A 13,146-nucleotide genomic window follows, 5' to 3' on the forward strand; every position below is an offset into this window, starting at 1 on the left:
CGCTCAGAGGCCCAGGATGGTCTTGGCGATGACTCCCCGCTGAATCTCGTTGGAGCCACCGAAGATCGACAGTTTGCGCAGGTTCAGGTATTGCGTTGCCGATGCGCTCGCCGCGGGGTCGGCTCCGAGGTCCCCGTCGGCGGTCACCAAGGAGGCATCGGCACCGGCGGCAGTCATCCGCAGCCGGGTGAGTTCCTGCAGCGCCTGCGTCCCCTCCAGTTTCAGCAACGATGAGACGGGGCTCGCGACGCCGTGCTCCGATGCTCCGGTGACGCGCAGCTGGGTGGCCTCGAGGGCGAGCAGCTGGGTCTTGATGCGGTGCATCGACCCGCGGAAGTCGGGGTCGTCGGCAAGCGGGCCCACCCCGGTCGATGTGGTCGCGGCGGATGCCGCGAGGTCGGCGTAGATCCGCTGCGCGGTCCCGACCTGAGCGATGCTGTTGCGCTCGTTGCCGAGCAGGAACTTGGCGTAACCCCACCCCTTGTTCTCCTCCCCCACCAGGTTCTCGACGGGTACGACGACGTCGTCGAAGAAGAACTCGTTGACCTCGGCGCTGCCGTCGACCAGGGTGATCGGCCGACGCTCGATGCCCGGTGTGGCCAGGTCCAGGAGCAGAAACGAGATGCCCTGCTGCTTACGCGGTGCGTCGGGGTCGGTCCGCGCGAGGACGAACATCCAGTCGCCGTACTGGCCGAGGGTGGTCCAGGTCTTCTGTCCGTTGAGGATGTACACGTCGCCGTCGCGTCGAGCGGTGGTCTTCAACGATGCGAGGTCGGAGCCGGCCTCCGGCTCCGAGAAGCCCTGCGACCACCAGATGTCGAGGTTCGCGGTGGCCGGCAGGAACTTCTGCTTCTGTGCGTCACTGCCGAACTCGGCGATGATCGGCCCCACCATCGAGACGTTGAAGGCCAGCGGTTGCGGCACGGCCGCGCGCTGCAGCTCGGAGCCGTAGATGTGCGACTGCGTGGCCGACCAGTCACGACCGCCCCAGGCGACGGGCCAGTGCGGAACGGCGAGACCATGCCGGTGGAGGATGCGTTGGCTGTCGACGATGTCGTCGCGCGTGGTCTGATTCAACGCGCTGCGACGCCGGATGTCGGCGGGGATCTCACCGAGGAACACCTCGCGCAGCCCGTCGCGGAATTCGATGTCGTCGCTGGAGAGTTCGAGGTCCATCAGTATCTCTCTCTGTGATCGTCGGGAAGTCGATGAAAGGTTGTCGACGTCAGGCGTGTGCCGGGACGTGGGTCGCGCCGAGCACCTCGGCGGTACTGGCTCCGGCACGCTCGGCGTGGCGGTAGAACCCGGTCGGTGTCTGCGAGAAGTGCAGCGGATTGGCCACCACACGGATGGTTCCCTCCGTGGGGTGCTCCATCTCGGTGATGAGCCCCACCTCACGCACGTACGGATCGTCGGGCAGATCGGCGATGTCGACCACGACGCCGTAGGGCATGTCGTTGGCGGTCAGGTACTGCTCCCACTCGGCGGTCGTCTTGGTGGTGGAGTGCGCGAGCACCTTCTCGATGCCGTCGGTGAAGACGGGCCGATCGATGACCGGCGAATCCCACACCGGATCGGCGGCATCGGAGTCGAGACCGGCACCGATGAGCAGCTTGCGCACGGCGTCGTTGGTGTAGGGCACCGCGGCGATGGCGCCACCGTCCTTGGTGCGCATGGCAGCGTGCGCGGGGGTCAGACTCAGGGGGTTGCCCACATCACCCGCGGCGGGTACGAAGACGTCACCGCCCATGTGCTCCACCATGTTCACCGCGATCATCGCGTCGGCCATGGCCAGCGTCAGGTGCTGGCCTTCGCCGGTGCGGAGTTGGTGGTAGAGGGCCGCGAGGATGCCGTTGAGCAGGTAGAGCGCCGCGGTCTTGTCCGCGATGAACGTCGGCATGAACTGCAGCGAGTCACCCGACCGGTCCTGCAGGTTGACGAGACCCGAGACCGCCTGGATCACCTCGTCGTAGGCGGGTCGGTTGCCCTGTGACGACTCGGGGGCGAAGCCTTGGGCATGGGCGTAGATGAGGTGCGGGAACCGCTCGTGCACGTCGTCGTAACCGAGTCCGAGGCGGTCGAGGGCGCCGGCACGCATGTTGGTGACCAGTACGTCGGCGCCGGCGAGGATGCCGAACAGGTCCGAGATTCCCTGCGGGTCCTTGAGGTTCAGCGCAACGCTGCGCTTGTTCCGATTCACCTGCATGTACAGCGGTGCCATACCGGGGTTGCGGCCCGTGTTGGCCGGCGACTGGCGCGCGGTGTCGAACGGTGGCTCGATCCGGATGACGTCGGCACCGAAGTCACCCAGGATCTGGGTGGCGTACGGCCCCATCACCACGGTCGAGATGTCGACGACCGTCACACCGGCCAGGGGGCCCGCCGACTGTGGCCCCGTCGTTTGCGGCCCCGCCGTCTGCAGCCCCCTCGTTTGCGGCCCCGCCGTCTGTTCGGTCGCGACTCTGGTTCGTACGTCGTCGGTAGCCATGTTCGCTCCTTCGTCGATGATCTCGAAGTACCTGTCTTCGACGCTAGGTCGTTACTGGAACTAAAGGAATTACCGTCTGACTCACCCCGGTGTGTCCACAGCGATAACACCGTGCCTATCCTGTGTCTGGTGGAGATGCACCACCTGCGCTATTTCTTGGCCGTCGCCCGCGAGTTGAACTTCACCCGTGCGGCGCGCTCGTTGAACATGTCGGTGCCACCGTTGAGCCAACGCATTCGAGCGCTGGAGCGTGAGCTGGGTACGCCGTTGTTCGATCGGTCCACCCACCACACGCGACTGACGCGCGCCGGCGAGACGCTGCTGCCGTTGGCGACGTCGGTGGTCGCCGACTTCGACGCGATCCCCCACCTCGTCGGCAACGATCAGGAACGCCGACCCGACGTCCGCCTCGCCGTTCCGGACGTCCTCAATCCGCGACACCGACGTGAGCTGGGTGAGTCCATGCGCCGGCTCGAGAACGATGTCACGTTCACCCTGCGACAGATGCCGTCGCTGGAGATGGAGGCGGCGCTGCTCAGCGGTTCGCTCGACATCGCCATCGCCCACGTGGGAACGACCGACGCGCGATTGTCCGTGCGCGTCCTCTACAACGAGCCACTGGGAGCCGTCGTCGACATCACCCGCTTCCCCGGCCGGTCGTCGTTGTCGTCCGCCGATCTCCGGGGTATGCGCTACATCCAGGGACCCCGACACTGGGATCTCGAGGGCCGTCGCGGCGACCGCCTAGCGGCGGTGGGCGCCGTGGTGGACTCCGACGCCCAGTTCAGCGACACCAACGGCCTGCTGATCTTTCTGGCCGGCACACCGGCGTTCACCCTCGCGCCGACAGAATCGGAAGCCGTGAGCGCGATCGACAGCGAGCAGTTCGCGATCCTCCCCATCGATGACATCACCGAAACCCTCACCACGTACCTCGTGCGCCGTACCGCCGACCACTGGCTCGACCCAGTGGTCGCGGCGCTGGCGACGATTGCGTAGTCCCTGAGCACGAGCGATGACATGGAACCCGGCGTCACCCGCTAACGGCGGTTGTCGCGTGTGGCCTGGTCTGTCCCCGCGCCGATCTCGCGGTGTGCCCAGTCGAGCCACTCGATCTGGGCGGTGAGGGATCGCCGTCCGTACTCCAGTGCGATACGGGCGTACAGGTCGGCGTCGGTGTCGTCCCACGGCACGTCCTCGGCGACCGCGTCCAGTCTGTCGCGCCAGGCGCGACTGGTGGCCTCGACCCGGTCCAAGATCCCGTCGGCTTCGGAACGACTGACCTCGGAGAGCAGGAAAACTCTGAGCAGCATGGGGTTACGGAAGGGTTCGGGATCACTGGACGTCAGCCAAGCACGCAGTTCGCCGCGTCCGTCCTCGGTGATGCGATAGTTCTTCCGGCCGCGTGCCCCGCGTGAACTGATCTCCACCAGGCCGTCGGCATCCAGTCGGTTCAGCTCGTTGTAGAGCTGGCTCTGCGTCGCGGGCCATACGTTGGCCAGGGACTCGTTGAACATCTTGAGCAGGTCGTACCCGCTGCTGTCGGGGTACTGGGCGATCAGCCCCAGCGCACCCATTCGAAGACTCATACCCCGACCTTACATTCCACTATTGACATGTGGGTATTGATAGACCAGTCTTGACATGTCAGAAGTGGAACATTGCACGCGAACACCCTCGGAGGGTCCACATGACCATCGTCAGAGCTCTTGCCGGCTGGATCGTCTTCGCGATCGTCGGCTCCTTCGCCGCCACGACCACTGCCGCACTGGTCGCGCTGATCACCGCCCTGCTCAGCCTGGCGCTGGGACTCCGGTCATATCGGGCGCTGTCCGCGACGGTCATCGAGCTGGCGACAGTGGTGTTCTTCACCGCTTTGGTTCCGGTGACCTACCTGCACCCCACGATCGGACACTTCGATTCCTGGGTGGCGGCCGCTTCACAACTCTGGCTCGGCCTGACCGTCCTGGTCACGCTGCTGATCGGTGCCCCGTTCACGCTGGCGATCGCGAAACAGGATGCTCCCGAGGAGATCTGGGAGACGGCGGAGTTCCGTCGGTTCAATGTCGTGATCACGCGCGCCTGGATGGTCAGCTTCTTCACCTCGGCCACCCTCATCGCCGTGCTCTGCGCCACCGGAGTCGTCTCATCGTGGATGACGACCCTCATCGTGGTCGCCGGGATCGTCGTCCCGATCCGCTTCACCGAGCACCGGGTGCGTGCTCTCAAGACCGCGTCGGATCCGGACGGAGTCCGGTGATCGTGGACCATCCCAACGAGAAGCAAGGACCGGACATGTCCCAGAACGAGTTCTACCTTCAGGGCAACTATGCCCCAGTGTCCGACGAGCGCGCCGCGTTCGACCTCCCGGTGAGTGGCGACATCCCCCCCGAACTCGACGGGCACTACCTGCGCAACGGCCCCAATCCGCGCCGGCCCGAGGACCATTGGTTCGCCGGCGATGGCATGGTCCACGGTGTCCACCTCGAGGGCGGCCGTGCACGCAGTTACCGGAACCGGTACATCCGCACCGAGAGCTTCACCGACCCGTTTCCGCTGTACAACGCGGACGGCACCCGCAACCTGCACGCCAGCGTCGCCAACACGCACGTCGTAGGTCACGCGGGCAAGATCCTGGCGCTCGTCGAATCGTCGCTCCCCTACGAGATCACCGCCGATCTGGCCACTGTCGGGTGCTACGACTTCGGCGGTGCTCTCGCCGATTCCATGACCGCCCACCCCAAGACCTGCCCGGACACCGGCGAGCTGCACTTCTTCGGCTACGGCAACCTGCACGAGCCGTACGTCACCTACCACCGGGCGACCCCCGACGGCGAACTCGTGGTCGAACAGCCTGTCGACGTGCCCGCCCTGACGATGATGCACGATTTCTGCCTGACAGCGGATTACGTGATCTTCCTCGATCTCCCCGTCGTGTTCGACATGACTCTGGCGCTGGGGGGTGCGGCCATGCCGTATCGCTGGGACGACGATTACGGCGCCCGGATGGGGGTGATGCGTCGTGACGATCCGTCGGCACCGCTGCGGTGGTTCGACATCGCTCCCTGCTACGTCTTCCACACCGCCAACGCCTACCAACGCGATCACGCGATCGTCATCACCGGAGTGCGGTACGAGGAGCTGTGGCGTACCGATGGGAACGATTTCGCACATCCATCACACCTGTGGGAATGGACCCTGGATCTGCGGACCGGCATCGCCCGCGAACGTCAACTCGACGACGTCGATACCGAGTTCCCGCGCATCAACGACGCGCTGACCGGTCGTCCCACCGATCTGGTGTACACGGCAGCCGACCACGCGTTGTTGCGATACGACCTCGCTGCGAACACCATCAGCCGACACGACTTCGGTGACGACGAGCCCGGTGAGGCGACCTTCATTGCCCGCTCGGACGCCGAGGGGGACGGGTACCTGATGAGCTACGTCTACCGCCCCGCGACCGACCTCAGCGATCTGGTGATCCTCGACGCCGGCGACCTCGGCGCCGCGCCGCTGGCCACCGTTCACCTGCCACAGCGGGTTCCGCGCGGATTTCACGGCAACTGGTTCGGCGGGTGACACGGGAGTTCGCTCCGCTGGACGGGCTGTCAGTGCGCTGCCGGGAGAGCGGGGGTGCGGACCCAGTGCGACGCCGCCCGGCCTGGCCGGGGACGAACACACCGGTCACGTCTCCTACCTGCTGTCAGATCGTGAGCCGTCGATGGCGGCGTAAACCCCACGGAGTTGAGAACTCGCCGTGTGCTGCCCGGGCGCCGACATCCCGCTTGCACCGTAACGCTGCGCCCAGCCCGGTGGTACCCAACCTCCGTTGAGGAACTGTGGATGCCGCCGGTGGCGTACGCGAGCCCAGAAGGTGAATACCAGCTCGGCCCACTCCGAGCCGAGTATCCAAGTGACGTGCCCATTGGCGGAATCACCACTGAACTGGACGGTTCCTGGAGCGACCAGTTGCATTGACCCGATCGCATCCCACCACCACGAGTACATACCGCGCTGGGTCTGCATGCGGAACCCGTGAGTGCTGACGAATAGTGCGCCCTGGTCGATCTGCTTCCAACGCGCCACAGCCGCGGCCTGTGCTGCACTTCGACGGCTGCCGTTACCGAGTGCTCGTCCGGCCGCCATCCCCGCAGTCAGCGCCAATCCTGTCCCACCGCTGGCAAAGAAGAACCCATTGTTGTGTACATAAGAGCCATCTCCCATCGCACCGAAATCGTGCAGCGTGAAGGCTCCCTGCACGACGATCCGCTCGCTCGAATCCGCTGGCGGAAACGGCGTCAGGACTTCCGGCACATCGTCGAGGCGGCCGGCGTCGAACCAGGCCTCACGCTACAGGCGAGCCACCGAGAAGGGTCGAACGCTCGGCGTTGACTTACCCCAGTTGTGACAGACCGACAGGCCCATCGAACCAGAACAATGGCCCACTCAACGTCAACGAGGGCACGCTCGGCGTATGTGTGTGGAGCCTAGGAGATTCGAACTCCTGACATCTGCCTTGCAAAGGCAGCGCTCTACCAACTGAGCTAAGGCCCCGTGCCGGTACTCACCGGCGGGAGGGGTTGGCGTGCCAAACCTCGATCTTGCGATTCGACTCGACCAGCAGGCCGCCGACGATCAGCGCGAGCGCACCGATGACGATCAGCAGAACCTTTACCACGTGGGCCTAGGAGGACTTGAACCTCCGACCTCTTCGTTATCAGCGAAGCGCTCTAACCGCCTGAGCTATAGGCCCGTGAACCGAGGTGCAAGATTACCCGACGGCCTCGGCTGGTGACAAAACGGCTGGTCAGTCCCGGTCCGCGAGAGTGACCTCGAGCCCGCCGATGAGGTCGGCGCTGAAGTTGTAGATGAACGATCCGATGGTCGCCAACGCGGTGAACAGCACCATGTTGATGGCGCCGATCAGCGCGGCGACACCGAAGACCCCGCCCGCGGTGATCTCGAACGACGAGGTGTCCGCGGTGTCATTCGACGACACGAGGGTCCCGAAGGAGCTGTTCACCTGATCCCACACACCCATGCCGTCGAGGATGAGGTACAGCACGCCGATCGCAATCATCCAGATGAAGAACGACGCCACCGACAGCACCGCCGAGATCTTGAACGCCGACCACGGGTCCACCCGGCGCAGCTGCACCGCGGCCCGCAGCGGCCCCCGATGTCCCTGCGGACCCGTCTCGGTGGGCACCGCGTGGTTGTGCGCCGGGTCGGCCTGCGGATGGTGGATGGCGTCGAGATCGGGTAGGTCGTCCGCGATCTCCGAACGGTCGATGTTGCGCGTCGGGCCGTCGATGACCCGGCCCGTCGTCGTCGACCGACCCTGACGTTCCCCCCGCGCGGGAGACTCCGGCTTGCCGTCCTTGTCGAGCCGGGTGACCGGCGCCGGAGGAGACTGCTCGGATCCGTGCGGCCGGGGTGCGGCCGTCCCGGTGATCACCGGACGGCTGGTCTGGGGAGCACCGGTCTGGGGCCCGGCCGAGGGGGACCGACCCTGGGGTCCCCGGTCCTGCGAGCCCCGGTCCTGCGAGCCCCGGTCCTGCGGGCCACGCTCCCCCGGTGCCGGCGGGATGTTCTGCGGAGCCTGCCGCTGACCGCTGCCCCGTTGCCACGGGGGAACCCCACCGGGACCGGATGCCGACTGTTGTCCGGCACCGTTGGGCCCACGGTTGGCACCGGTGCGCACCGCATCCTGATCGAGGCGATCCTGTGCCGACTGCTGCCGGTCGCCGGGGTCGTTCGGTGTGCTCACCTGGATTCCTTAGGTCGTCGCGCGTGCCTCGACCGGGTTCTCGTACTCACCCGATCCGCCTACTCGCCGGTCGGCTCGTCGATCTCGTCGGCGTTCCGTGCGATAGCCAAGAGCGTAGTTCCTTCACCGAGGTTCATCAGTCGGACACCCTTGGTTTGGCGCCCTGCTTTTCGGACCTGGCGGGCCGCGGTACGGATGACACCACCGTTGGAGGTGATCGCGTAGACCTCGCTGTCGTCGTCGACGATGATGGCCCCGACCAGCGCGCCGCGACGCTTGTCGTACTGGATGGTCAACACACCCTTGCCGCCCCGACCCTGCGCCGTGTAGTCCTCCAGCGGGGTGCGTTTTGCGTACCCACCCGAGGTCGCGACCAGCAGATACGTCCCGTCCCGGACCACGGAGAGGCTGAGCAGTTCGTCGTCTTCGTTGAACCGCATGCCCTGCACGCCGGAGGTCTGACGACCCATCGGTCGCAGCGCCTCGTCGGTGGCCTCGAAGCGAATCGACTGCCCCTTCTTGGACACCAGCAACAGGTCATCGGCCGAGCTGCACAGCTGTGCGCCGACCAGCTCGTCGTCGCCCCGCAGGTTGATCGCCGCGATGCCGCCGGACCGGTTGGAGTCGAAATCGCTCAGCTTCGACTTCTTCACCAGACCGTTGCGGGTCGCCAACACGAGGTACGGCGCGTCGTCGTATCCGCGTATCTGGATGACCTGGGCGATCCGCTCCTCCGGCTGGAAGGCCAGCAGGTTCGCGACGTGCTGGCCGCGAGCGGTGCGATTGGCCTCGGGCAGCTCGTAGGCCTTGGCACGGTACACCCGGCCCTTGGTGGTGAAGAACAGGATCCAGTCATGAGTGGAGGTGACGAAGAAGTGCCGGACGATGTCGTCCTGTTTGAGTCCTGCCCCTTGCACCCCCTTGCCGCCACGGCGCTGCGACCGATAGAGGTCGGTCTTGGTGCGCTTGGCGTACCCGGTCTCGGTGATGGTGACCACGACGTCCTCACGCGCGATGAGGTCCTCGTCGTTGACGTCTCCGTCGGCGGCGACGATCTGCGTGCGCCGGTCGTCGCCGTACCGCTCCACCACATCCTTGAGCTCGTCGCGGACGATCGCGCGCTGGCGCTCCGGACGGTCGAGGATGTCCTTCAGGTCCGCGATGTGCGCCTCGATCTCGGCGAGCTCGTCGACGATCTTCTGCCGCTCCAGCGCGGACAGTCGGCGGAGCTGCATCGCCAGGATGGCGTCGGCCTGGATCTCGTCGATCTCCAACAGGTCGATCAGCCCGCGGCGTGCGGTCTCGGTGTCGGCGGCCGCGCGGATCAGCGCGATCACCTCGTCGAGCGCGTCGAGTGCCTTGACCAGTCCGCGCAGGATGTGCGCGCGCTCCTCGGCCTTGCGCAAGCGGTATCGCGTCCGTCGGACGATCACGTCGATCTGGTGGACGATGTACATCCGGATCATCTGGTCGAGGCGCAACGTGCGCGGCACCCCGTCGACGATCGAGAGCATGTTCACCCCGAAGCTGGTCTGCAGCTGGGAATGCTTGTACAGGTTGTTGATGACGACCTTGGCCACCGCGTCGCGACGCAGGGTGACCACGATCCGCATCCCCACCCGATCCGAGGAGTGGTCCTCGATCCTGCTGATGCCCTTGAGTTTTCCCTCGTTCACCTGCTCGGCGATCGACTGGATCATCCGGTCGGGGTTCACCTGATACGGCAATTCGGTGATGACGATCTGGGTGCCGCCGGTACGCGTTTCCTCGACGGTCAGCACACCGCGCATCCGGATCGAACCGCGTCCGGTGGTGTAGGCCTCGTGAATCCCCTGCGCGCCGACGATCAGCCCGTGGGTCGGGAAGTCCGGGCCCTTCACCCGCTCCATACACGCGGCGAGGGTCGTCTCCTCGTCGGCCTCGAAGTGTTCCAGGGACCAGAAGATCGCCTCGGCCACCTCGCGCAGGTTGTGCGGCGGGACGTTGGTGGCCATACCCACCGCAATACCGCCCGAGCCGTTCATCAGCAGGTTCGGCACCCGGCTGGGCAAGACCGTGGGCTCGGAGTTCTTGCCGTCGTAGTTCGGGACGAAATCGACGGTGTCCTCGTCGATGTCGCGCAACATCTCCATGGCCAGCGGGGTGAGGCGGGCCTCGGTGTAGCGCATCGCGGCCGGGCCGTCGTCACCGCGGGAACCGAAGTTGCCCTGCCCGTCGACCAACGGATACCGCATCGACCACGGCTGGGCCAGACGGACCAGGGCGTCGTAGATCGCGCTGTCACCGTGCGGGTGGTAGTTACCCATGGTCTCGGCCACCGGCTTGGCGGCCTTCACATAGCTGCGGTCGGGTCGGAAACCGGCGTCGTACATCGCGTACAGCAGGCGCCGGTGGACCGGCTTGAGGCCGTCGCGAACCTCCGGCAGCGCGCGTCCGACGATCACGCTCATCGCGTAATCGATGTAGCTGCGCTGCATCTCCTGCTGGATGTCGACCGGCTCGATCCGGTCGCCTCCTCCGCCGTCGGTGGCACCTTCGGGAGGCAGGGTGGTGTCGGTCATCGTGTCACTTTCTTCTGGCGGGAGCGGCCGGCCGGCGTTTCACGTGAAACACCACCCGCGCGCTGTCTCACACGTGTCGACGTTCAGATGTCCCGATGGTCAGACATCGAGGAACCGCACGTCCTTGGCGTTCCGGGCGATGAAGCTGCGGCGGGCGACGACGTCCTCCCCCATCAGCACGCTGAACAGCTCGTCGGCGGCGGCCGCGTCGTCCAATGTCACCAGACGCAACACCCGGTGCTCGGGATCCATGGTGGTCTCCCACAGCTCCTTGGGGTTCATCTCACCGAGCCCCTTGTAGCGCTGGATGCCGTCGTCGGTGTTGATCTTCTTGCCCTGGGCGCGCCCCTCCGCGAGCAACGCGTCCCGCTCGCGGTCGGAGTAGGCGAATTCCGGCTCGGCACCCTTCTGCCACTTCAACTTGTAGAGCGGCGGCTGCGCCAGGTAGACGTGGCCGTGCTCGACCAGCGGGCGCATGAACCGGAACAACAGGGTCAGCAGCAGGGTGGAGATGTGCTGCCCGTCGACGTCGGCGTCGGCCATCAACACGATCTTGTTGTAGCGCAGCTTGGCCAGGTCGAACTCGTCGTGGATACCGGTACCGAAGGCGGTGATGATCGACTGCACCTCGGAGTTCTTCAACACCCGGTCGATGCGCGCCTTCTCGACGTTGATGATCTTGCCGCGCAACGGCAGGATCGCCTGGTACATCGAGTCGCGGCCGGTCTTGGCGCTACCACCCGCGGAGTCACCCTCCACCAGGTAGACCTCACACAGCGATGGGTCGTTGCTGCGGCAGTCGGCGAGCTTGCCCGGCAGGCCGCCGATGTCGGTGGCGCTCTTGCGCCGGACCAGCTCGCGGGCCTTGCGTGCGGCCATCCGGGCCTGCGCGGAGTCGACCGCCTTCTTGACGATGATCTTCGCCTCCGCCGGGTTGGCCTCGAACCAGTGCGCCAGGTGCTCGTTGCAGACCCGCTGCACGAAGCTGCGGACCTCGGTGTTGCCGAGCTTGGTCTTCGTCTGCCCCTCGAACTGCGGGTCGGCGACCTTCACCGAGATCACCGCGGCCAGTCCCTCGCGGATGTCGTCACCGGTGAGCTTGTCGTCCTTCTCTTTCACCAGCTTCTTGTCGGCGGCGTATTTGTTGACGGTGCTGGTCAACGCGGAGCGGAAACCCTCCTCGTGGGTGCCGCCCTCGTGGGTGTTGATGGTGTTGGCGAAGGTGTGGACGGACTCGCTGTAGCCCTCGTTCCACTGCATGGCGACCTCGACCTCGTGGCCGGTCCCCTTGGCGGTGAAGTCGATGATGGTGGTGTGGATCGACTTCTTGGAAGCGTTCAGGTGCGCCACGTAATCCCGGAGACCGCCGGGGTAGTGATACGTCTTGGTGCGCTCGCGCTTCTTCTTGGTGCTCGCCTCGGCGTTCTCGATGGACTGCTGCGCCTCGGTACCCGGCGCCTCCGCGCGGTCCATGTCCTCGTCCTCGGCGACGTCGACCTTGTCGGCCCGCTGGTCGGTCAGTGTGATGGTGAGTCCCTTGTTCAGGAACGCCATCTCCTGCAGCCGGCGCGCGATGGTCTCGAAGTTGTAGGAGACCGTCTCGAAGATCTTCGGATCGGCCCAGAACCGCGTGAGGTTTCCCGTGCGCCGGGTGGCCTTACCCTTCTGCAGCGTTCCGGGTTTCGCGTAGTCGTAGACCTGTGACCAGGAGAAACCGTCTCGGTCGATCTCGAGTTCGACCTTGGTGGACAACGCGTTGACCACCGATATACCCACACCGTGCAGACCACCGGACACCGCGTAGGAGTCGGAATCGAACTTGCCTCCCGCGTGCAGTTGCGTCATCACGACCTCGACGGTGGGCACGCCCGTCTTGTGGGTCTCGACGGGGATACCGCGGCCGTCGTCGGCCACCTGCACTCCCCCGTCGGAGAGGAGGGTGACGTCCACCCGGCTCGCGTGACCCGCCATCGCCTCGTCGACCGAGTTGTCCACGACCTCCCAGATGAGGTGGTGCAGACCACGTTCACCGGTGGAGCCGATGTACATACCCGGGCGCTTGCGCACGGCCTCCAGACCCTCGAGGATGCTGATCGAATCGGCACCGTAGTCCTTGGGCGCGGCCTTCTTCGCGGGTTTGCTGCTCTTCTGGCCATCACTCTTCTGGGGCTTCGCGTTGTCGCTGGTGTCGGCCACGAGGTGCGTCCGCTCCTTACGTCTCGATCGAAGACATGGCGATGAGGCGACCGTCGACGGCAGCATGCGTGAGCACCCGCTCGACTCCGGTCAGGGAGTAGGGGTGCCCTCGTGTCGTGTGCATGCCG

General features: G+C 65.8%; 10 protein-coding genes and 2 tRNA genes. 3 read left to right on the top strand and 9 right to left on the bottom strand.

From position 1 onward, the window contains the following. Nucleotides 1-3: 3 nt before the first annotated feature. On the bottom strand, nt 4-1,176 hold the full coding sequence (locus BW971_RS09925) for an acyl-CoA dehydrogenase family protein (RefSeq protein ID WP_076479084.1): 1,173 nt from the start codon (nt 1,174-1,176) through the stop codon (nt 4-6). A 49-nt stretch (nt 1,177-1,225) separates the two neighbouring features. Further along, nucleotides 1,226-2,488 carry a CaiB/BaiF CoA transferase family protein gene (locus BW971_RS09930; RefSeq protein WP_083709640.1) on the bottom strand — a complete coding sequence of 421 codons (1,263 nt, stop codon included), beginning with the start codon at nt 2,486-2,488 and terminating at the stop codon, nt 1,226-1,228. Nucleotides 2,489-2,623: 135 nt separating this feature from the next. Between BW971_RS09930 and BW971_RS09935 the strand changes: the two genes are divergently transcribed. Continuing rightward, nucleotides 2,624-3,487: a LysR family transcriptional regulator gene (locus BW971_RS09935; protein WP_234974347.1), complete on the top strand. Its 864-nt coding sequence runs from the start codon at nt 2,624-2,626 to the stop codon at nt 3,485-3,487. Nucleotides 3,488-3,528: 41 nt separating this feature from the next. On the opposite strand, the gene BW971_RS09940 is transcribed toward BW971_RS09935, so the two are convergent. After that, on the bottom strand, nt 3,529-4,077 hold the full coding sequence (locus BW971_RS09940; RefSeq protein WP_076479088.1) for a PadR family transcriptional regulator: 549 nt from the start codon (nt 4,075-4,077) through the stop codon (nt 3,529-3,531). Nucleotides 4,078-4,178: 101 nt separating this feature from the next. On the opposite strand from BW971_RS09940, the gene BW971_RS09945 reads away from it, so the two are divergent. Both BW971_RS09945 and BW971_RS09950 read left to right on the top strand, forming a co-directional pair. After that, nucleotides 4,179-4,748: a hypothetical protein gene (locus BW971_RS09945; protein ID WP_076479090.1), complete on the top strand. Its 570-nt coding sequence runs from the start codon at nt 4,179-4,181 to the stop codon at nt 4,746-4,748. A 35-nt stretch (nt 4,749-4,783) separates the two neighbouring features. Next, nucleotides 4,784-6,070 (top strand): carotenoid oxygenase family protein, encoded by a 1,287-nt coding sequence (locus BW971_RS09950; RefSeq protein ID WP_076479385.1) that lies wholly within the window; start codon nt 4,784-4,786, stop codon nt 6,068-6,070. Nucleotides 6,071-6,184: 114 nt separating this feature from the next. Here BW971_RS09950 and BW971_RS21125 read toward each other — a convergent pair whose 3' ends face one another. The 6 genes from BW971_RS21125 to gyrB form a co-directional block, all read right to left on the bottom strand. After that, nucleotides 6,185-6,805 carry a hypothetical protein gene (locus tag BW971_RS21125; protein WP_143690294.1) on the bottom strand — a complete coding sequence of 207 codons (621 nt, stop codon included), beginning with the start codon at nt 6,803-6,805 and terminating at the stop codon, nt 6,185-6,187. A 167-nt stretch (nt 6,806-6,972) separates the two neighbouring features. Further along, a tRNA-Ala gene (locus BW971_RS09960) sits at nt 6,973-7,045 on the bottom strand. A gap of 125 nt (nt 7,046-7,170) precedes the next feature. Next, nucleotides 7,171-7,244 (bottom strand) — tRNA-Ile (locus tag BW971_RS09965). A gap of 54 nt (nt 7,245-7,298) precedes the next feature. Continuing rightward, the gene (locus BW971_RS09970; protein WP_083709642.1) at nt 7,299-8,261 is read right to left on the bottom strand and encodes a DUF3566 domain-containing protein; all 963 of its coding nucleotides are present in this window, start codon (nt 8,259-8,261) and stop codon (nt 7,299-7,301) included. Nucleotides 8,262-8,320: 59 nt separating this feature from the next. Next, the gene (gene gyrA / locus BW971_RS09975) at nt 8,321-10,822 is read right to left on the bottom strand and encodes a DNA gyrase subunit A (protein ID WP_076479094.1); all 2,502 of its coding nucleotides are present in this window, start codon (nt 10,820-10,822) and stop codon (nt 8,321-8,323) included. A 99-nt stretch (nt 10,823-10,921) separates the two neighbouring features. Beyond that, the gene (gene gyrB / locus BW971_RS09980; protein WP_076479096.1) at nt 10,922-13,018 is read right to left on the bottom strand and encodes a DNA topoisomerase (ATP-hydrolyzing) subunit B; all 2,097 of its coding nucleotides are present in this window, start codon (nt 13,016-13,018) and stop codon (nt 10,922-10,924) included. Between the last annotated feature and the right edge of the window lie 128 nt (nt 13,019-13,146).

Source organism: Williamsia sterculiae, from assembly GCF_900156495.1.
Classification (GTDB): domain Bacteria; phylum Actinomycetota; class Actinomycetes; order Mycobacteriales; family Mycobacteriaceae; genus Williamsia_B; species Williamsia_B sterculiae.